At 69.0% G+C, this 19276-nt stretch carries 20 protein-coding genes; 6 read left to right on the top strand and 14 right to left on the bottom strand.

Going from position 1 to position 19276, the window contains the following annotated elements:
- Nucleotides 1-150 precede the first annotated feature (150 nt).
- The 4 genes from hpt to dacB are packed head-to-tail and all read right to left on the bottom strand — an operon-like array spanning nt 151 to nt 4255.
- A complete protein-coding gene (gene hpt / locus ACZ6O0_RS31965) occupies nt 151-702 on the bottom strand; it encodes a hypoxanthine phosphoribosyltransferase (protein WP_465768727.1) in 552 nt (183 codons plus the stop codon).
- 4 nt (nt 703-706) lie between these two features.
- Complete coding sequence (gene tilS / locus ACZ6O0_RS31960; protein WP_465768726.1) at nt 707-1771, bottom strand: tRNA lysidine(34) synthetase TilS; 1065 nt, start codon at nt 1769-1771, stop codon at nt 707-709.
- Nucleotides 1743-2837: a zinc-dependent metalloprotease gene (locus tag ACZ6O0_RS31955; protein WP_465768725.1), complete on the bottom strand. Its 1095-nt coding sequence runs from the start codon at nt 2835-2837 to the stop codon at nt 1743-1745. The genes tilS and ACZ6O0_RS31955 overlap by 29 nt, the downstream gene beginning before the upstream one ends.
- A 59-nt stretch (nt 2838-2896) precedes the next feature.
- Nucleotides 2897-4255: a D-alanyl-D-alanine carboxypeptidase/D-alanyl-D-alanine endopeptidase gene (gene dacB / locus ACZ6O0_RS31950; protein WP_465768724.1), complete on the bottom strand. Its 1359-nt coding sequence runs from the start codon at nt 4253-4255 to the stop codon at nt 2897-2899.
- Between the two features lie 50 nt (nt 4256-4305).
- On the opposite strand from dacB, the gene ACZ6O0_RS31945 reads away from it, so the two are divergent.
- Nucleotides 4306-4794 carry an inorganic diphosphatase gene (locus ACZ6O0_RS31945; RefSeq protein ID WP_465768723.1) on the top strand — a complete coding sequence of 163 codons (489 nt, stop codon included), beginning with the start codon at nt 4306-4308 and terminating at the stop codon, nt 4792-4794.
- A 2-nt stretch (nt 4795-4796) separates the two neighbouring features.
- Here ACZ6O0_RS31945 and ACZ6O0_RS31940 read toward each other — a convergent pair whose 3' ends face one another.
- Entirely contained in the window at nt 4797-5228 is a 432-nt protein-coding gene (locus ACZ6O0_RS31940; RefSeq protein WP_465768722.1) for a MarR family winged helix-turn-helix transcriptional regulator, read from the bottom strand.
- Nucleotides 5229-5313: 85 nt separating this feature from the next.
- On the opposite strand from ACZ6O0_RS31940, the gene ACZ6O0_RS31935 reads away from it, so the two are divergent.
- From ACZ6O0_RS31935 to ACZ6O0_RS31925, 3 genes are read left to right on the top strand one after another with little or no spacing between them, the layout of a single operon-like run.
- A complete protein-coding gene (locus ACZ6O0_RS31935) occupies nt 5314-6279 on the top strand; it encodes a quinone oxidoreductase family protein (protein WP_465768721.1) in 966 nt (321 codons plus the stop codon).
- Nucleotides 6280-6288: 9 nt separating this feature from the next.
- Nucleotides 6289-7179 (top strand): LysR family transcriptional regulator, encoded by an 891-nt coding sequence (locus tag ACZ6O0_RS31930; RefSeq protein WP_465768720.1) that lies wholly within the window; start codon nt 6289-6291, stop codon nt 7177-7179.
- A gap of 48 nt (nt 7180-7227) precedes the next feature.
- On the top strand, nt 7228-7935 hold the full coding sequence (locus tag ACZ6O0_RS31925) for an SDR family oxidoreductase (protein WP_465768719.1): 708 nt from the start codon (nt 7228-7230) through the stop codon (nt 7933-7935).
- A gap of 37 nt (nt 7936-7972) precedes the next feature.
- Here the strand turns inward: ACZ6O0_RS31925 and ACZ6O0_RS31920 are convergent, their stop codons facing one another.
- The 4 genes from ACZ6O0_RS31920 to ACZ6O0_RS31905 all read right to left on the bottom strand — a co-directional run bounded on the left by ACZ6O0_RS31920 (nt 7973) and on the right by ACZ6O0_RS31905 (nt 12831).
- Nucleotides 7973-9361: a C40 family peptidase gene (locus tag ACZ6O0_RS31920; protein WP_465768718.1), complete on the bottom strand. Its 1389-nt coding sequence runs from the start codon at nt 9359-9361 to the stop codon at nt 7973-7975.
- 230 nt (nt 9362-9591) lie between these two features.
- Nucleotides 9592-10404, bottom strand: coding sequence for an endonuclease/exonuclease/phosphatase family protein (locus tag ACZ6O0_RS31915; RefSeq protein ID WP_465768717.1), 813 nt, complete (start codon nt 10402-10404; stop codon nt 9592-9594).
- 63 nt (nt 10405-10467) lie between these two features.
- Nucleotides 10468-11538: a WD40/YVTN/BNR-like repeat-containing protein gene (locus ACZ6O0_RS31910; protein WP_465768716.1), complete on the bottom strand. Its 1071-nt coding sequence runs from the start codon at nt 11536-11538 to the stop codon at nt 10468-10470.
- Between the two features lie 21 nt (nt 11539-11559).
- Nucleotides 11560-12831: a ThuA domain-containing protein gene (locus tag ACZ6O0_RS31905; protein WP_465768715.1), complete on the bottom strand. Its 1272-nt coding sequence runs from the start codon at nt 12829-12831 to the stop codon at nt 11560-11562.
- A 170-nt stretch (nt 12832-13001) separates the two neighbouring features.
- On the opposite strand from ACZ6O0_RS31905, the gene ACZ6O0_RS31900 reads away from it, so the two are divergent.
- A complete protein-coding gene (locus ACZ6O0_RS31900) occupies nt 13002-13886 on the top strand; it encodes a bile acid:sodium symporter family protein (protein WP_465768714.1) in 885 nt (294 codons plus the stop codon).
- Here ACZ6O0_RS31900 and ACZ6O0_RS31895 read toward each other — a convergent pair.
- Entirely contained in the window at nt 13862-14707 is an 846-nt protein-coding gene (locus tag ACZ6O0_RS31895) for a helix-turn-helix transcriptional regulator (protein ID WP_465768713.1), read from the bottom strand. The two genes, ACZ6O0_RS31900 and ACZ6O0_RS31895, sit on opposite strands and share 25 nt — an antisense overlap.
- A gap of 99 nt (nt 14708-14806) precedes the next feature.
- On the opposite strand from ACZ6O0_RS31895, the gene ACZ6O0_RS31890 reads away from it, so the two are divergent.
- Entirely contained in the window at nt 14807-15550 is a 744-nt protein-coding gene (locus tag ACZ6O0_RS31890) for an SDR family oxidoreductase (protein ID WP_465768712.1), read from the top strand.
- Here the strand turns inward: ACZ6O0_RS31890 and ACZ6O0_RS31885 are convergent.
- The 4 genes from ACZ6O0_RS31885 to ACZ6O0_RS31870 all read right to left on the bottom strand — a co-directional run bounded on the left by ACZ6O0_RS31885 (nt 15539) and on the right by ACZ6O0_RS31870 (nt 19149).
- Nucleotides 15539-15838, bottom strand: coding sequence for an MTH1187 family thiamine-binding protein (locus tag ACZ6O0_RS31885; RefSeq protein WP_465768711.1), 300 nt, complete (start codon nt 15836-15838; stop codon nt 15539-15541). The genes ACZ6O0_RS31890 and ACZ6O0_RS31885 overlap by 12 nt on opposite strands.
- Nucleotides 15835-17403, bottom strand: a complete 1569-nt coding sequence (locus ACZ6O0_RS31880; protein WP_465768710.1) for an MDR family MFS transporter — start codon at nt 17401-17403, stop codon at nt 15835-15837. The genes ACZ6O0_RS31885 and ACZ6O0_RS31880 overlap by 4 nt, the downstream gene beginning before the upstream one ends.
- Before the next feature lie 15 nt (nt 17404-17418).
- Nucleotides 17419-18021, bottom strand: a complete 603-nt coding sequence (locus ACZ6O0_RS31875; RefSeq protein WP_465768814.1) for a TetR family transcriptional regulator — start codon at nt 18019-18021, stop codon at nt 17419-17421.
- A gap of 132 nt (nt 18022-18153) precedes the next feature.
- On the bottom strand, nt 18154-19149 hold the full coding sequence (locus tag ACZ6O0_RS31870; protein ID WP_465768709.1) for an aldo/keto reductase: 996 nt from the start codon (nt 19147-19149) through the stop codon (nt 18154-18156).
- Nucleotides 19150-19276 lie beyond the last annotated feature (127 nt).

Raw genomic sequence — 19276 nt, 5'->3', positions numbered from 1 at the left:
TCCTAGCTCGGCAGGCCCGGGTATGCGGGCTTGAGACGGTAACACCAGTCCAAGTGTCTCGTGTCGCACAAGACAACACACCACGAGGGTCACCAAAGACGGTACGACCCGTTGTACAGGCTGTCACCAAGTCTGCCCCGAAGAAGGGGATCAGGAGTACACGTGCGGCGCGAGCGTGGCCACGCAGCGCAGGTTCCGGTATTTCTCCGCGTAGTCGAGCCCGTACCCGACCACGAACTCGTCCGGCAGCTCCAGCCCGACGTACTTGACCGGGACCCGCATCTTGGCCGCGTCCGGCTTGACGAACGCCGTGCAGAGCTCGAGCGAGGCGGGTTTCCGTGACTCCAAGTTGCTGACCAGCCAGCTCAGCGTCAGTCCGGTGTCGATGATGTCCTCGACGATCAGCACGTGCCGGTTGGTGATGTCGGTGTCCAGGTCCTTCTGGATCCGGACCACACCGGACGACTTGGTCCCCGAGCCGTACGACGAGATGGCCATCCAGTCCATCTCCACGTGCCGGCTGAACGACCGGGCCAGGTCGGCCATCACCATCACCGCGCCACGCAGGACGCCGACCATCAGCAGGTCCTTGCCCTCGTAGTCCTGCTCGATCCGCCCCGCCAGCTCCCGCAGCTTCGCCAGGATCTGGTCCTCGGTGTAATGGATCTTGTTCAGGTCCTTCTCGATGTCCGCCGCATCCACGCGCTCAGCCTGTCACATCCATGCCCAATACGATGAACCCGGTACGGCGGACTGCTCGGACGCCCTGTGGGAGATCGATCCAGCGTTGGCCGCGCCAGTCCGTCACCAGAGCGTCGACGGCCGCGATGTGCCCGGCGGTGAGGTCCGTGGCCCGGCAACCGGCTTCCAGCGCTGCCTGCCGGAGCACCCTGGTCCGCAGCGCGGCCGGTTCGTCCTCGAGCATCCCGACGTCACAGTGCACCTCATCGTCAGTACGCCGGAGTGCCGTCTCCGCAAGGTCCGCGGCGAGAGAGTCGAGCGCATCCGCATCCGCTCGGAGGAGTCCCGCCGTACGGGCGAGTGCCTCGAGCACTCCGGGCCCGAGCGCCTCTTCCAGCACGGGAAGCACCTCGTGGCGGACTCTGACCCGGGTGTACTGCGGATCGTCGTTGTGCGGGTCGTGCCACGGCCGCAGCCCCGACGCGATACACGCAGCCGCGGTCGTCGCGCGGGGCAGCTCGAGCAACGGCCGGCGGAGCAGTCCGGCGACCGGAGCCATCCCGGCCAGCGAGCGACCCCCCGACCCCCTGGCCAACCCCAACAACACAGTCTCGGCCTGGTCGTCCCGCGTATGAGCCAGCAGTACGACGTCCGCCCCGAGCTCATCCGCTGCATCGCGGAGAGCGTCGTACCGGGCTGTCCGCGCGGCCGCCTCCGGACCGCCCTCGGAGCCCACCTCGACTGGGCGCACCTGGACCGGGTCGAGTCCGAGCGACCGGCACTGCGCGGCCGCGGTCTCCGCGACATGAGCGGAGTCCGCCTGGAGACCGTGGTCGACCACGACCGCACCGGCGCGCAGGTTCAGCTTGGGCGCCTCGAAGGCGGTCGCGGCCGCCAGAGCGAGGGAATCCGTGCCACCCGAGCAGGCGACCAGCACCGTAGTACCGTGCGGCAACTCGGCCAGCATGGCCCGGACCGCCTCCCGCGTGCGCGCTACCGCCGGGTGCAGCTTGCCCCGCCGGTGCTCCACGAGTTCCTCGGCCGCCGCCTGGCCCGACGGCTCAGCCGTGGAGTCGCGCGACCCAGGCATCGGGGTTCGCGATCTCGTTCTTGGTCGGCAGCGTGTTCGGACCGGTCCAGACCCGGTTGAACCCCTCCATGCCGACGCGCTCGACGACCCGGCGGACGAACGCGGCACCGTCCTTGTACTGCCGGAGCTTGGCGTCCAGCCCGAGCAACCGCTTCAGCAACTGGTCCACCGGGTTGCCACTCTGACGGCGCGACGTGAACTTGGACCGGATGTTCTCCACAGTCGGGATCACGGATGGCCCGACCCCGTCCATCACGAAGTCCGCATGGCCTTCCAGCAACGACATCACCGCGGTCAACCGGTCCAGCACCGCACGCTGCTCCGGGGACTGCATCAGATCCACCAGACTCAGCTCGGCCTCTCCCCGCACCGACCGGCCAAGCCGCTGCACCGCCTCCCGGAACATCGCCGCGTACGCCGATGCGTCCAGCTCGGCCTGGTCCAGGAACAGCGCGATCTCCGACCGCAGGTGGTCCCGCAGCCAGGGAACCGCGGTGAACTGCACCCGGTGCGTCTCCTCGTGCAGACACACCCACAACCTGAAGTCCCGCGGTACGACGCCCAGCTCGGACTCCACGTGCATCACATTGGGCGCCACCAGCAGGAGGCGACCAGTGAGGCCAGGCCGGTCCGGATCCGGTTCAGCCGGGTAGAACGGGTCGAACTGACCGAGCACCCGGGAAGAGAGGAAAGCGAGCAGCGCTCCGGCCTCGATGGCCGTCACCCGCGAGCCGACCGCCGACGACAGTCCGCCGGTCCGCTCAGCCTTCTCCCGCAGCTTGTCGGCCAGCGGCTGCAGCACGGTGCGGAACCCGTCCGCGTTCGCCTGCACCCAGCCGGGCCTGTCCACGATCACCACGGGCGCGGTCGCCGAGGTGGCCTGCAGCCCGGTGAACTCCCGCACATGGTGCTCGGAGTCGGCCGCGAATTGACGCAGCTCGGCCACTACCTGGTCCGCCTCCGCGCGGCTGACCGCCGGCCCGGGGCGCAGCAGCTTGCGCGCCACTCCGGTCGCCAGCTGCCAGTCGACCATGTCGGCCGTGGTCCCGCCTTCCGCCGTACTCATATTCAGACCCTAGTCGTATGTCCCAACATGCGCGCCTGAACGGACGGCGTCAGCCGGCGTCAGACAGCACAGCCGCAGTTCGCCAGCGCCGCGGCCGCCCGGTCGAGCGCCGCGCGCGCGTCGAGGGTCTTGGGCACCGGCACGCTGTCGCTGGCGATCGCGAACACCAGCAGCGTGCCGGTGCGGTCACGGGCCAGTCCGGCCAGGCTGTGCACCCCGGTGAGCGTGCCGGTCTTCGCCCGGACCAGTCCGGTGCCCGTGCTGGTGCCTGGCGCCTCGAAGCGGTCCTCGAGGCTGCCGGTGAAGCCTGCGACGGGCAGACCGGTCAGCAGGTGCCGCAGCTCCGGATGGTCCTCCGAAGCCGCCACCCGGACCGCACCGGCCAGCAGCTCCAGCGGCACCTTGTTGGCCCGGGTCAGCCCGCTGCCGTCGTAGATCTTCGCCTTGCTGACATCCAGACCGAGCTTGGTGAGCGTCGCGCGCAGTCCCTTGACCCCACCGGCGTACGAACCGCCGTTGCCGGTCGCCAGACCGACGTGCCGCAACAGCACCTCGGCGCCGTCGTTGTCGCTGTGCAGGTTCACGTACTCGACGATCTGCCCGAGCGTCGGCGACGCCACCTGGGCGATCGGCTTGGCCGCGGCCGGAGCGGCTGCGGCACGAACCGTCGCCCCCACCTTGATCCCATAGCCGGTCAGCAGCTTCGCGAACGCGGTCGCCGCGGCCTGCGCCGGGGAGTCCGCGCGCTTGGCCATCCCCGGCGAGAGCCGTCCCTCGTTCACCCACAGCGCCGAGGTGCGGGCCGCGATCCCCTCGGGCAGGTAGTTCGCCTCCCAGTTCGCGTTGGCCGACGGACCGGTGAACAGAGTGGCGTCGTAGCCCAGGCTGACACTCGCGACGCCCTGCGCCTTCAGTGCCTTCGCCGTACTCGCGGCCAGGCTCTGGAGGGTGGCCCGGGTCGGGAACTCCGAGCTCGACGAGGGCTTGGTGGCCAGCAGCGGGTCGCCACCGCCGACCAGGACGATCGAGCCGCTGCCCGCACTCACCACCTTGGTGGTGAACGTGTGGTCGGCTCCGAGGGTCTCCAACGCCGACACGGTGGTCAGCAGCTTCAGCGTGGACGCGGGGGTGAACGGCAGCGCCGTACCGGCCGAGAACACGGCCTTGCCGCGGGAGGCGTCGTACACATAGATGCCGCGGTGCTTGCCCAGCGACGGATCCGCGAGGATCGCCGCCAGCGCCTTCTGCACCCCGGCCGCCGTCGGTGCGACGCCCTCGGTCGTGGCCGGCGCCAGGACGGCGGGGGCCTGCTGGGCGGTCTGCACTGATCCGGGTACGGCGCGTGCACCGCTCACCAGGCCCGTACACAGGGTCATGGCGAGCATCGTGACGAACACCGCACGGGGAGGACGGGCCACCAGGCTGCTCCTGTCAATCGGTCGGTCGGAACCGTGACAGTATCTGCCGTATGGAGTTCGACGTCTTCATCGAGATCCCCAAGGGCACCCGCAACAAGTACGAGCTGGACCACAAGACGGGCCGGCTGCGGCTGGACCGGACCCTCTTCACGGCCACTCAGTACCCGTCCGACTACGGATTCATCGAGGACACCCTGGGCCAGGACGGCGACCCGCTGGACGCGCTGGTCCTGCTGACCGAGCCGACCTTCCCCGGCTGCCTGATCCGCGCCCGCGCGATCGGCATGTTCCGGATGACCGACGAGAAGGGCCCGGACGACAAGGTCCTGTGCGTCCCGGCCGGCGACCCGCGCCAGGAGCACCTGCGCGACATCCACCACGTGCCGGAGTTCGACCGGCTGGAGATCCAGCACTTCTTCGAGGTCTACAAGGACCTCGAGCCCGGCAAGTCGGTCGAGGGCGCCACCTGGGTCGGCCGGACCGACGCCGAGACCGAGATCACCGCCTCCTTCGAGCGCCTGAAGACCGAAGGCCACTGAGGTCAGTCGGCGGACAGCCGGTGCAGTAGCTCCAGGAGCGTGGTCCGCTCGGCCTGGCTGAGCGGTTCCAGGAGCTCCGCCTCGGCCGCGTAGATCAGCTGGTCCATGGTGACCAGCTGTTTCTGCCCCGCCGGGGTGATCGCCACGATCTTGCGGCGGCGGTCCGCCGGGTCCACCCGCCGTTCGACGTACTTCAGGTCTTCCAGCTCGTCCAGCAGCGTGACCAGGTCGCTGCGGTCCAGCGCGATCCGGTCGGCCACGGTCGCCTGCGCGGCCTCGCCGTCGTCGGCCAGGCTGGCCAGGACGTGGTAGTGCTGCGTGCGGACGCCGGCGTCGGTCATGTGCTGCCGGACCAGGCGCTGCGCCTGCTGGCTCGACCGCCCCAGCGCCCACAGCACCCGGTCGGCCAGACGATGCGTCGGCGCCTTCTTCACCCACCCACTCTATTGGCAGCGGCTCCGCGTGGCGTTATCGTGGGAATCTCCCATTATTTATGACTCCCACGATTTGGAGTAGCTCATGCGCGCAGTGCGCTTCCACCGGCACGGCGGTCCCGACGTCCTGCAACTCGAGGAGGTCGCCGTACCGGAGCCCGGCACCGGCCAGGTCCTGATCGAGGTCGAGGCGATCGGCGCCAACGCCATCGACACCGTCCTCCGCCGCGGCGGCACCCCCTGGGACCGGCCGTTGCCCGGGACCCTCACCGGCGATGTCGTCGGCCGGATCAGCAAGCTCGGCCCGGACTCTCCACCCGGCGCCGCGGTCGGTCAACGCGTCGCCGCCCTGACCGAGGACGCCTTCGCGGACTTCGCCGTCGCCGACGCCGCGTTCCTCGCCCCGATCCCGGACGACGCCGACGCGGGTGCGGCGACGATGATGTCGATGACCGCGCCGCTCGCCCTCCGCCTCCTCGAAGCCGGCCGGGTCCCGGCCGGCGGCACCGTCCTGATCCAGTCCGCGGCCGGCACCGTCGGCCACCTCGCCGTCCAGCTCGCCCGCTTCTTCGACCCGAAGACGATCATCGGTACGGCGTCCTCCGCCGAGCGGCTCGACTTCATCCGGGGGCTCGGCGCCGAAGCCGTCGACCTGACCGACCCGGACTGGCCGGCCAAGGTCCGCGAGGTCGCCCCCGACGGCGTGGACACGGTCCTCGACGCGGTCGGCGGCACGGTCTTCAACCAGGGTCTCGACCTCGTCGCACCCCTCGGCACGATGGTCACGTACGGCGCCATCACCACCGAACTCCCGACCGTCCCAGCAGGCGGCCTGTTCGGTCTCCGGTCCGTCAGCGGTGTCTCGATGCTGGGCTGGCGCCAGGCCCGTCCGGACGAGGCCCGGGCCGACATCGCCGAGGTCACCCGCCGCTGGCAGAACGGCGACCTGCGCCCGGTCGTCCACGCCACCCACCCACTGACCGACGTCGCCCGCATCCACGAAACCCTCGACGCCCGCGCCAACCTCGGGAGACTCGTCGCGACGACCTAAACTCCCCCCGTGGAGTTGAGGCAGTTGCGGTACTTCGTCGGTGTCGCCGAGGAACTGCATTTCGGCCGGGCCGCCGAGCGGCTGTACATCTCCACCCCGACCCTCAGCCAGCAGATCAAACAGCTCGAACGCGAGATCGGCACCACCCTGCTGATCCGGCACAGCCGCGGCGTCGAGCTCACCCCGGCCGGGCAGATCCTGCTGGCCCGGGCCCGCGAGACGATCCAGGCGGCCGGCCTGGCGCTGAAGGACACGCGCCGGGCCGCCGGCCTGGACGAACCCGTGCTCCGGCTCGGTCTCCTCAACGGCATCCCCGGCTGGTTGCCCGCGGCCCTCGAACAGCTCGCCACCGAACGCTTCCCCAACAGCACCGTGACCCTGGAGGCCGGCACCACCACCGACCAGCTCCGGATGCTGACCTCCGGCGAGATCGACCTCGGCCTGGTCCGTACGCCGATCAAGTTGCCCCCAGCAACGACATTGGAGGAGCTGGCCACCGAGGAGCTCGGCGTCCTGCTGACCGCGACCCACCCACTGGCCGCGAGCCCCGAGCTCACCCTTGACGATCTCGCCGGCCACGAGCTGATCTGGATCCCCCGCGCGGCCGCACCGGAGTTCCACGACGACGCAATCAGCCGCCTCGGCCCCGGGATCCGGCTCAGCGAGATCAGCATGAGTCACTCCCAGCTCCGCTCCGCCCTGCTCGTCCGCCGGTCCGCGATCAGCCTCGGCTCACGCCGCGCCGCGACCCCGGACGTCGTCTGGCGCCCGTTGAAGGACCGGCCCCTGATCGCCCGGTACGCCGCGATCTGGCGCACCGACTCCCGCAACCCGGTGCTCCAGGCGATGACCGTTAGTCCCGGCCTAACGGTGGTTAGGCAACAAGACGTGGTGGACTGACGATCCCGGTGGTTGGCTCGAAACGTCAACCAGCAAAGGGAGTTCTCAGTGCAGGAACACGTAGTGATCGTCGGCGGCAGCTCCGGGATGGGCCGCGCACTCGCCGCCGAACTCGTTGCCCAGGGCAGCGAAGTGACCGTGGCCGGACGGTCCGCCGGCAAACTCGGCACGGTCCGCCGCGAACTCGGCGTACGGACCGTCGCGATGGACATCGGGGTCGAGCGGGACATCGAGCGGCTCTTCGCGACCACCGGCAAGGTCAGTCACATCGTCACCACGGCCGCTGACGTCGGCGGCGCCTACCAGCCGATCAGCGAGTACGACGTGGACGCGGCCCGGTCCGCGGTCGACTCCAAGTTGCTCGGCCCGCTGCTACTCGCCAAGCACGGGGCGCCGATGCTCGAGCCGGGCGGCTCGATCGTGTTCACCTCGGGCATCGCGGCGTACCGGCCGGGGCCGCGGGCCTCGTTGCTCGCGGCGCTCAACGGCGCACTCGCGTCCCTCGCCGCCGCGCTCGCGGTCGAGCTGGCGCCGATCCGGGTCAACGTGGTGTCACCCGGCTGGGTGGACACCCCGATCTGGCAGGACGTCGCCGGCGACGCGGCCGCGGACACGCTGGCCGCGATGGCGGCACGCCTCCCGGCCGGCCGGATCGGCCGGACCCAGGACATCGCGGACGCGATCATCGCCCTGCTGCGCAATGGATTCATCACAGGCACCGTCCTGCACGCCGACGGCGGACACCGGCTGGTCTAGAAGGGGCCCCGGCACCTCGGAGTGCCGGGGCGACTGGTCACGGGCGGCCGAAGAAGTCCGGCGGCTCCCAGTAGTAGACGCTGTCGATCTGCACCGGCTTGCCGGTCCGGGGCGCGTGGATCATCCGCCCGTTGCCGAGGTACATCGCGACGTGGTGGATGGTCCCCGGGTCGTCCGGGTTCAGTGCCCAGAAGATCAGGTCGCCCGGCCGCAGCTCGTCCTCGTCGATGTGCCGGACCTGCTCGTACTGCGCGACGCTGTAGTGCGGCAGCTGGACACCGGCCTGCTCCCACGCGCCCATCATCAGACCGGAGCAGTCCCACCGGGACGGGCCGGTCCCGCCCCACAGGTACATGTCGCCGAGCTGGGACAGCGCGAAGTCGATCGCCGCCTGCGCACCCCGGCGCGTGCCGTGGCTGGTGCCGTTGTCGTTGCTGGGCCGGTCCGGCTTGTGCTGCTTCGGCGGCTTCTTGCCGTGGTTCTTCTTCGCCTGCTCGCGGGCTTCCTGCTCCTCCCGCGCCTGCTCGGCAGCCTCCCGGGCCCGCTCGGCGGCCTCCCGGGCGGCGATCCGACGCTTCAGTTCGGCGGCCTTCTTCGCGGCCAGTGCGGCGGCTCGTTGTCGCGCAAGCTCCTCGAGCCCTCGCTGCCGCTGGGCGGCCACCCGGACCGACGTGTTCTGCAGTACGGCGAGTTGGGCGATCGACTGCGTCCGCTGCACACCCATCGCGGTCACCGCCGCGGCCTGGGCAGCCTCAGCGTCTTCGGCGGCCTTCTTCGCCTTGGCCGCCTCGTCGGTCGCCTGCTTCACCTTCACCACGGCCTGGTCGGCCTGGACCTTGAACAGGTTGGTGACCACCTGGGTCGCCGTGTACCGCAGGTACGACCCCTGCATCGCGGCCGAGACCGACCGGGCGGCGCCGGCCGAGTCCAGCAACTGCTGCGGACCGTCCGCGGTGAACAGCGGCGCGATCTTCGCCACGTCGCCACCACCCTGGTACGACGCCGCGGCGAAGCGGCCGATCTGCTGCCGCTGGGTGATCAGGGTCTGCTGCGCCTTCGCCGCGCGAGCCGCCGCGGCGGCCGCATCGGCCTTGGCCAGCTGCAACTTGTAGACGGCACCGTTGTAGGCCTCGTCCGCGATCCCGGACTGGACGCCGAGCTCCTCGAGCCGCGCGTTCGCCGCGGCCAGCCGGCCCTCGATCGCGGCCACCTGGGCCGCCTTCGAGGCGGCGGCCTGCTTCGCCCGCTCGACCGCGGCCTTGGACGGGATCACCGGCGGCTTCGGCTTGGCGGCTTCGGCCTGGACAGGTTGGACGGCCATGGAGCCGGCCAGACAGATCGCGAGCACCCCGGAGAGCAGCGCCCTGCCGGTCTTCCCAGTGCTCCCGACCCGCCCGCCGGACGTGGCCCGCGAGGGGGTCCGCATCGGGATCGTTCCTTCCGCCGGTCACGAACCCCTTCCCCAGGGTTCGTGAACTTTTGGTCCTCCTGGACCACATACGTGACACTAGTTGCCTGTAGCCCCATTGGGAACACCTTTCACACAAGTATCTTTGTTGCACCCGTGTGTCGACTTGACAAACTACAAGCTTGTAATTCTCGCGGCATGCAAACGGCGCCCGTCCGGAGACCGGACGGGCGCCGCGGGAAGAGCTGTCAGCGGAGCGTGAAAGAGGCCACTACCGGCAGGTGATCCGAGGCCGGGGTGACCGGCACCGAGGCCGACGTCGGCCGCAGGCCGGCGCTGTGCAACTGGAAGTCGATCCGCTTGGTCGGGTTGTCCGCCTCGATCGTGTAGCCAGGTCCGGCACCGACCTCGGTCCAGGTGTCGGCCAGCACGGCGGTCAGGGTCTTGATCTCCGGAGCGTCCGGTGTCGCGTTCAGGTCACCCACGAGCAGGGTCGGGACCTTCGACGTCCCCAGGAACTCGACCACCTTCTGTGCCTGCTCCAGCCGCTCGGCGTTGTTGTTGCTGGTCAGGTGCGTGTTCGCGAACCGCAGGTCGGCGCCACGGACCTTGACCGACGCCACCGCCAGCCCGCGCTGCTCGCCGGTCGGGTACTTCGGCAGCAGGGTGTTGGTGAAGTCCTTGATCGGGTACTTCGACAGGATCGCCGTCCCGTACTGGCGGCGCGGCTCGCCCGGGTTCACGGGCGGGAGGTCGAGGTTGGCGGCGTACGCGTAGTGCATCTCGAGCCGCTGCGCGAACCAGGCCGGCTGGTCGACCCAGTTGCTGCGCACATCCCAGTGCCGGTCGACTTCCTGCAGCCCGATCACGTCCGCGCCGGACTTCTCGATCAGTACGGCGATCCGCTCGAGGTCGAGCACTCCGTCGATCCCGGCGCCGTGGTGGATGTTGTAGGTCATCACGGTCAGCGGCCGCGCCGGACGCCCACCGTCGGGCTTAGCCGCGGCAACGGTCGGAACCACCATCAACAACCCCACCAGGACGGTTAACAATTTACGCATGCACCCATCTTTCCGGGAAACCGGCGACACCCGCACAACGAGCGAGTGTCGCCGGTCTGAACGTCAGCGCACCAGCCGTGCGACCGCGCCCTTCGCCCCGGATGCCCAGCAGCCGGCCTGGAAGCCGTGCCCGGCGCACTCGACACTGTCGAAGCTGCCGTCGTAGAACTGCTTCCAACTCCGTCCGCCGTCGTGGCTCACATCGCTCCCGGACGGACCGACCGCGATCACGGTCGACGGCGACCACGGCACGAAGTGCGATCCGCTGCGGTACCCCTTCGGCGCCTTGTCGGCCGGAACCAGTTTCCATGTCCGGCCGCCGTCGGACGTGACCGACGCGGCCTTCACGGCCTCGGTCGGCTTCAGGAAGTCGCCACCGACGGCGACGCCGAACCGCGGCCCGTGGAAGGCGAGACTGAAGATGCCGGCCGCCTCGCCGCTGGCCATCGGCGAGTCCGCCACCGTCCAGTGCTTGCCGCCGTCAACGGTCCGGAAGACCCGCGGCCGATCGCCACCACCGGACGCGAACCACGCCGTCCGGCCCGGACCGGCGACCAGGCAGGTCCCACTCGCGGCGAACGCGAACTCACCGGTCAGCGCGGCGGGCATCCCGGCGGTCGGCTGCACCTTCCAGGACTTGCCGCCGTCCGACGTCGCCGCGATCCGGAACTTCCCGTCCACCGGGTCACTCAACGCCAGGCCGTGCTTGGTGTCGTTGAACGCGAAGCAGTCGTAGAACGCGTTGGCGTCGGTGTTCCGGAACGTCTCGGTCCACGACCTGCCGCCGTCGACGGTCCGGTAGATCCGCGAGTCCTCGCCGGTGCCGATCGACAGCACCACCGCGCGCTTCGCGTCGAACGCCTCGACATCGCGGAACTGCAGTGCGCCGGCACCGGGCGGGCTGACGTTCTGCCAGTGCTTCCCGCCGTCGACGGTCCGCAGCACCTGCCCTTCCGTCCCGCCCACCCAGGCGACATCCTTGCTGACCGCCGCCAGCCCGCGGAACTGCGCCGTACTCCCGGTCGGCGTCAGGTCCCAGCGGTACGACGGCCCACCACTCGCCTGGGCGGGGACGAGCTGAGACATCAACAGCAAACCTCCTGCCGCCATCGCGGCCACACGCAGGAATCTCATGCGCGTGAACCTAGTCGATGGTCAGGCGATCGTCAGCTTGAAAGACTGCGCCGCTGTGCCGTTGCAGGTGAGTTGGACGAGTTGGGTGCTGTCGGCGGTGGAGCCTCCCGGGACGGTCAGGCACTTGGTGCTGAAGCGGCTGACGAAGTGGAAGTAGCCGCTGCCTTCGGAGACGGCCTGCCATTGCTGGTTGGTGCCGTTGCTGTAGGTCCACAGTTGCAGGCCGGCGTTGTCGGCGGCCGACACACCGGTCACGTCGATCACCTTGGTCGCGTCGTTGCGGTTGTTGACCCGGGTGAAGCCGCCGGACGTGGGCTGGAACTGGAACTGCTGGGCCTGGGTGGAGTTGCAGCTGTACTGCTGGATCACGGTCCCGTTGGCGGTCGCGGCGGCGCGGGCGTCGACGCACTTGCCGTTGCCCTTGTTCGCGAGCGTGTACCAGGCGGTCGGCGACGGCTGGTCCACCGGCGGCGTCGTACCGGCGCCTCCCAGCCACTTCAGCGCGTCCATCATGAACTGGTTCTGCGCCGGGCTGTCGAAGGTGGACGAGAGCCGGGTGTTGGTCTCGTAGTTCATCGCGTTGTGGCCGAAGTTCGCGTAGATCATCTTGTAGTTCTTGTTGGTCCAGATGATCGGGTAGTAGCCGCTGTACCAGGTCTGGTTCGGGTCGGTGCCGACCGGGAAGCTGGACGGGTCGATCGAGGCCAGGATCTGGATGTCGGGGTTGGTCCGCAGATCGTTCTGCCAGCTGTACCACTCGCTCACCGACGACCGGAACGTCGCACCCGTGTTCGCCAGCGCCGGGTGCGAACGGTTCTCCGCCTTCAGCGTGACCGCGGTCGGTCCCCAGGTGTTCGACTGGAACCGGCCGGTCCCGAGCAGCGTGTTGTTGAACCACGGCCAGTTGCCGCTCGCGTCGTTGTACGCCGCGACGTGGAAGCCGAAGAACGCGCCACCGTTGTTCATGTACCGCTGGAACCCGGTGCGCTGCGCGTCGGTGTGCGGCGAGTCGTCGAGGAACATCACCACCTGGTACTGCGAGGCACTCAGGTTGTTCAGCTGGTCCCAGTTGTTCGTCGCGGTGTAGTTGAACCCGTTCTGGGCCCCGAACTGCGGGAACCGCTGGTTCGCCTCCTTCTCGAAGTCGATGTGCGCGGCGTCCCAGGTGCCGCTGTAGAACGCGAGCACATTGAAGTTCGCTTGAGCTCGAGCGGGTTGGGCGTACGCCGTACTGCCCGACACCAGGCAGAGCAGCAACGCGAACAGGACAGGCAACACCTTCCGAGCGGGCATGGGCGGATCCCCTCAGTCACGGAGCGGTTACGCAATGAGATTTCAGAACTTAAATTAACTCATGACGTAAAGGCGGTAAAGACTCCGCCGGTCCCGGAACCAAGCGCGAGATCTTGCCGCCGTCCGGCGCCGCTGTCACCCTGAGCCACCGACCTTCGAAGGAGCCGCCGATGAACGACTCCGTGCTCACCTCGGTCCTGCTGCCGATCGCGCTCGCGATCATCATGCTCGGCCTCGGCCTGACCCTGACCGTCGCCGACTTCCGCCGGGTCCTGCGGATGCCCAAGGCCGTCCTGATCGCGCTCGGCGTCCAGGTGCTGCTGCTCCCGGCGATCTGCTTCGGGCTGGTGAAGCTGTTCGACCTCGAGCCTGCGCTCGCGGCCGGCATGATGCTGCTGGCGGCATCCCCCGGTGGCACCACGGCCAACCTCTTCAGCCACCTGGCCGGCGGCGACGTCGCCCTCAACGTCAGCCTGACCGCGGTCAACTCGGTCCTCGCCGTGTTCACGCTGCCGATCGTGGTCAACCTGTCCCTCGACCACTTCCTCGGCGAAGGCCAGCTCGGACTGCAGCCGGCGAAGATGCTGCAGGTGTTCGCCATCGTGCTGGTCCCGGTCGCCATCGGCATGCTGATCCGCGCTCGGCGCCCCGGTGTGGCGGACCGGATGGCCAGGCCGGTCAAGGTCGGCTCGATGCTCGTGCTCGCGCTGGTCATCTTCGCCGCGATCTACACCGAGCGGGCGAACGTCCTCGACTACCTGGCCGCCGTCGGCATCGTCGCCGTACTGCTGAACGTGCTGAGTCTGGGATTCGGGTACGTCGTCCCCAAGCTGGCCCGGCTGGGTGAGCGGCAGTCGATCGCCTGCTCGATGGAGATCGGCATCCACAACGCCACGCTCGCACTCACGATCGCGCTCAGTCCGGCGCTGCTCGACAACAGCGAGATGGGCATCCCGGTCGCGGTCTACGGCATCGTGATGTTCTTCCCGACGGCCGCCTTCGCGTACTACCTCAGCCGCCGGACGACGATTCAGAGGGCGGGATCGAGCGCCTGACTTCCGAGCACCGTCAGCAGTCGTAGTTTGTCCGCGCTCTCGCTGCCGGGCTCCGCAGTGAAGACCACCAGGGTCTGCTGCTGGTCGCGGTTGTCGATCACCTCGCAGTACAGGTCGAGCTCGCCGACCGCGGGGTGGTTGAACCGCTTGGTCCGGCTGTGCGCGATCCCGATCTCGTGCGCGTCCCAGAGCTCGGCGAACTCGGGGCTCAGCTTCTGAAGGGCGCGGACCATGGAGGCGGCGTACGACTTGGGTCCGTCGGCCGTCGCGACCGAGCGCAGCCAGGAGACCAGCATCCGGCTGTGCGTCGACCGCTCCGGCTCGCGATACAGGTAGCGCGAGTCCGGGTCGGCGAACCAGCGGTAGAACTCGCTGCGCTCCATGCCTTCGAAGTTGGTCTGCTCGCCGGCGAACGCGACGTGCGCCGGTGTCTGCGCGAGCGTCTCGCCGCAGCGGTTGAGCAGCATCGCGGGCGTGTCCTGCAGCCGATCGAGGATCCGCAGCATGCCCGGGTCGACGTGACACGCCCGGGTCGTGCGCGGCGGCGTACCGTGCCCGGCGAGCACGAACAGGTGGTCGCGCTCCTCCAGCGTCAGCCGCAGCGCGCGGGCGATCGCTCCCAGCATCTCGACCGACGGCTGCGGTCCGCGGCCGCCTTCGAGCCGGCTGTAGTAGTCGGTCGACATCGACGCCAGCGCGGCCACCTCCTCGCGGCGGAGTCCCGGCGTACGGCGGCGCCGGCCGCGGGGCATCCCGACGTCCTCGGGCTGCAGGGCCTCGCGGCGTTTGCGGAGGAAATCGGACAGGTCGGCGTACTCCATGACTCCAGTGTGGCGAACCGGCGGTAGTTATCCACTGCTTGCCGAGCAGAGGCTGAGCCGGGCCTGGTTGCCATCGGCATCCGATCGCAGCCTGGAGACATGAAACCGACTGGCAACACGATCTTTCTGACCGGCGGTACGTCGGGTATCGGCCTCGGCCTGGCCCGCAGGTTCCGCGACCTCGGCAACACCGTGATCATCAGCGGCCGCCGCCAGGACCTGCTCGACCGGATCGCCGCCGAGGACGGCATCGAGGGCATTCCGCTGGACGTCGCCGACCCCGACTCGATCGCCGCGGCCTTCGAGACGGTCACCACCAGGCACCCCGACCTCAACGTGGTCGTCACGATGGCCGGGATCATGCAACTCGAGGACCTCCACGATCCCGCTCACCTGGCGGCGAGCGAGGAGACGATCGGCATCAACCTGCTCGGCACGATCCGCACCATCACCGCGTTCACGCCGTACCTGCTGACCAAGCCGGACGCGGTGATCATGACGGTGTCGTCGGGGCTCGCGTTCGTGCCGCTGGTGGCCACGCCGACGTACAGCGCGACCAAGGCCGCGGTCCACAGCTACACACAGAGCCTGCGGGTCCAGCTCGCCGACACCGGCCTCCAGGTGATCGAACTCGTCCCGCCGGCTGTCCAAACCGGCCTCCTGAACGGCACCCCGGACCCGGAATGGATGCCGCTGGACGAGTACCTCTCCGAGACGATCGACCTGCTCCAGCAACACCCCGACGCCGACGAGATCCTCGTCAACCGCGTCCACTTCCTCCGCAACGCCGAACGCGAAAACCGCTACGACGCCGTAGTAACAGCCCTCAACTCAGTCGGCTAGCGCTTGCTCGATCCGTTCTACCTTGGCGGTGAGTTGGCCGGTGTAGCCGGGGCGGATGTCGGCCTTGAGGACGAGGCTCACGCGGGGGGAGGCGGCGGCCACCGCGTCGACGGCCTGCTTGACGACGGCCATCACCTCGTCCCACTCGCCTTCGATGTTGGTGAACATCGCGTTGGTCTCGTTCGGTAGACCGGAGGCGCGGACCACGCGAATGGCCTCGGCCACCGCCTGGCTCACGCCTCCGGTCTCGTCACCGCCGGAAGGACTGATACTGAAGGCAACGATCATGCGTCCAGGATGTCAGGCTCCTCCGCGGCCCGGCGCTCGGCGCCGCTGGTGGTGAGGAGGGGCTTCTCCTTGATGAAGAGGACGGCGAGGAGCGCGAGCACCGCGAACGGCACCGACATCATGAACAGGTCCGCCGTCGCCGCGCCGTACGCGTTCTCGACGACGACCCGGGCCTGCTCCGGCAGTTCCGCGATGTTCGGCACCGTGCCGCCGCCACCGGACGAGGCGCCGCCCGGGTTCAGCGTCTCGGTGACCTTGTTCGCCAGGATCGCACCGAGCACGCTCACCCCGATGGTGCCGCCCATGCTGCGGAAGAAGCTCACCGCCGAGGTGGCCGCGCCCAGCTCCCGCGCCGGTACGTCGTTCTGCGCGGCGAGCACCAGGTTCTGCATCACCAGGCCGATGCCGACACCGAGGACGATCATGAACGACCACAGCATGTACTTCGAGGTATGCGCGTCGATCGTGCCGAACAGCGCCAGCCCGATCGGCAGCAGCACGCTCCCGACGACCAGGTAGACCTTCCACTTCCCGTACTTCGTGATCAGCCCACCGGCGATCGTGGACGCGACCATCATCCCCAGGATCATCGGCAGGCTCATCAGCCCGGCCTTGGTCGGCGTGTAGCCCTGCGCGATCTGGAAGTACTGCGCCAGGAACACCGAGCCACCGAACATCGCCACGCCGACCAGCGCGCTGGCCACGATCGCGAGCGTCACCGTGCGGTTGCGGAACAGGTCCATCGGGATGATCGGCTCGGGGTGCCGGCGCTCGACGAGCACCGCGGCCAGCAGCGCCGCGAGCGCCACCACGACCAGCAGGAAGCTCCACCCGGAGACCCACTCGAACTTGTTCCCGGCGAACGACGACCAGACCAGCAGCGTGCTGACCCCGGCGGTGATCAGGAACGCGCCCCACCAGTCGATCTTCACCTCCCGGCGAACGGTCGGAAGCTTGAGCGTGCGCTGCAGCAGCACGATCGCCGCGAGTACGAACGGCACGCCGACCAGGAAGCAGGCTCGCCAGCCGAGCGGCGAGTCGACCAGGAAACCACCGAGCAACGGTCCACCGACCGTCGCCGAGGCGAAGATCGCGCCGAAGATCCCGGAGTACCGGCCGAGCTCGCGCGGCGGGATGATCGCGGCCATCACGATCTGCACCAGCGCGGTCAGCCCGCCGGCGCCGAGGCCCTGCAGGATCCGGCTGCCCAGCAGGACTTCGATGTTCGGAGCGAAGCCGGCGACGAGCGAGCCGATCACGAAGAAGCCCAGCGACAGCTGGACCAACAGCTTGTTGTTGTAGAGGTCGGCGAGCTTGCCCCACAACGGCACCGTGGCCGTCATCGTGAGCAGCTCGAGAGTGACGACCCAGGTGTACGACGACTGGCTCGCCCCCAGGTCGTGGATGATCCGCGGCAAGGCGGTCGACACCACGGTGCCGGCCAGGATCGCCACGAACATGCCCATCATCAGGCCGGAGATGGCCTGGACGGTCTGGCGTGGGGTGAGCGCGACCGCGGGACCGGCCCCCTCGGCCGTACTGTCCGGTGACGAGGTCGTTGTCATGGATGACCTTTCTGGTTAACTCGTGCCGAAGGCGGGATCGATGCCTTGGGCAAGCAATTGGAAGCCCTCGTCGACCAGCTCGCGGACGGGCCGGCCGGGGGCGTTCTTGTGCAGTTCCATCGCGACCCGGCAGGCGGCGCCGGCGGCGCTGACGATGAGCGCCGGCCGGACCGACGCCGCGGGTTCACCCATGCGTTCCGCCAGGGCGGCGGTGAGCTGCCGCTCGTCGTCGAAGCTCGCCATCATCAGCTGGTACAGCAGGTTCGGCGACCCCATGATCAGCTCACCGCGCCGCGACAACCCACCGTCGCTCTCGAGATCACGCAGTACGTCGTGGACGATGAACCACATCGTGGTCAGCGGCGACTCCTCGGCCGGCGCCGTCCGCATCCGGTCCAGCGCACGCTCGAGGTGCTCGGGGTTGCGCCCGAGGATCGCGTGCTCCTTGTGCGGGAAGTAGTTGAAGAACGTCCGTACCGACACGTCCGCCGCCTCGGCGATCTCCTCGACCGTGACGTGATCCGGCCCCTTCTCCAACGCCAGCCGCAACGCCGCCTCAGCCAGCGCCGCCCGCGTCTCCCGCTTCTTCCGCTCCCGCAACCCACCCTCGACCTGCATCACCCAGCCAGCGTACGGACAAACTTGCACTCACTGCAAACTATTAACGGTGAAACTTTGCACACCTGCACCTTCGGGCAAGAAGCAGGGCGCAGCACCCGTGGGTGCAGCGCCCTGAGGTCGTACAGCGAGTCAGCTTGGGCGGCGGGTGAATTGGGGGAGGTTGAGGATGTTGTGGGGGTAGGGGAGGGGGCGGTCGCCGGCTTCGGTGAGGCGGTGGAGCTGGTCTGGGGTGAGGGTCCAGCCGGTGGCACCGAGGTTGTCGGTGAGGTGGTCGAGGGTTCGGGCGCCGATGATGGGGGCGGTGAGGCCGGGGCGCTGCATGACCCAGCGGAGGGCTACCTGGGCGGGGGTGCGGTCGGTCTCGGCCGCGACTGATCGGAGGGCGTCGAGGACTCGCCAGGTTCGGTCGTTGTCGTGCGCGTCCCAGTCGGCTTGGTTGGAGCGGGAGCCGGGCGGCGGACCGCCCGCGTCCTTGGTGTACTTGCCCGACAGCCAACCACCGGCCAGTGGGCTCCATGCGATCACGCCGGCACCCTCGTTCTGGCAGACCGGGATCAGGTCGAGCTCGGCGTCGCGGTCGAGGAGGTTGTAGAGCGGCTGCAGGCAGACGTATGGCTCCAGGCCGTGGTGCCGGGAGAGGTCGATCGCCTTCTGCAGTTGCCAGCCGGTCAGGTTACTGGCGCCGATGAACCGGACCTTCCCGCTGGTCACGAGGGTGTCGAGAGTGGTCAGCGTCTCTTCCAGCGGCGTCGCGTCGTCGAAGACGTGGATCTGGTAGAGGTCGATGAAGTCGGTCTGCAGCCGGCGGAGGCTCGCTTCCACTCCGGCGAGGATGTGTTTGCGCCCGGCCCCGCGGACGGGTAGTCCGGGCCCGGCTTCGCCGTACACCTTGGTCGCGATCACCAGGTCGTCACGGTTCCGGGTCTTCAGCCAGCTGCCGATGATCGCCTCCGAGCGACCGGCGGCGTACGTGTCGGCGGTGTCGATCGTGGTCCCGCCCGCCGCGACGAACTCGTCCAGGATCCGGTGTCCGGTCGACTGATCGGTCTCACTGCCGAACGTCATCGCGCCCAGAACCAACTCACTGACTTCCAGCCCGGTCCGACCAAGAAAGCGCTTGTCCATCCCGACAACGTACCCGCGCCGGCACGACCCCGTCCTCCGATAAAATGCGGCGCAAGACCTCCGGCACGCGTTCCCGCGTCCGGAGGCTTTCGTGTATGCCGACACTTCTCTACAAGGCCGCCGGCGA

This window comes from Kribbella sp. NPDC048837, from assembly GCF_055586945.1.
The sequence above is the reverse complement of the archived record's forward strand: the minus strand, read 5'-3'. Positions and strand labels throughout refer to the sequence as shown.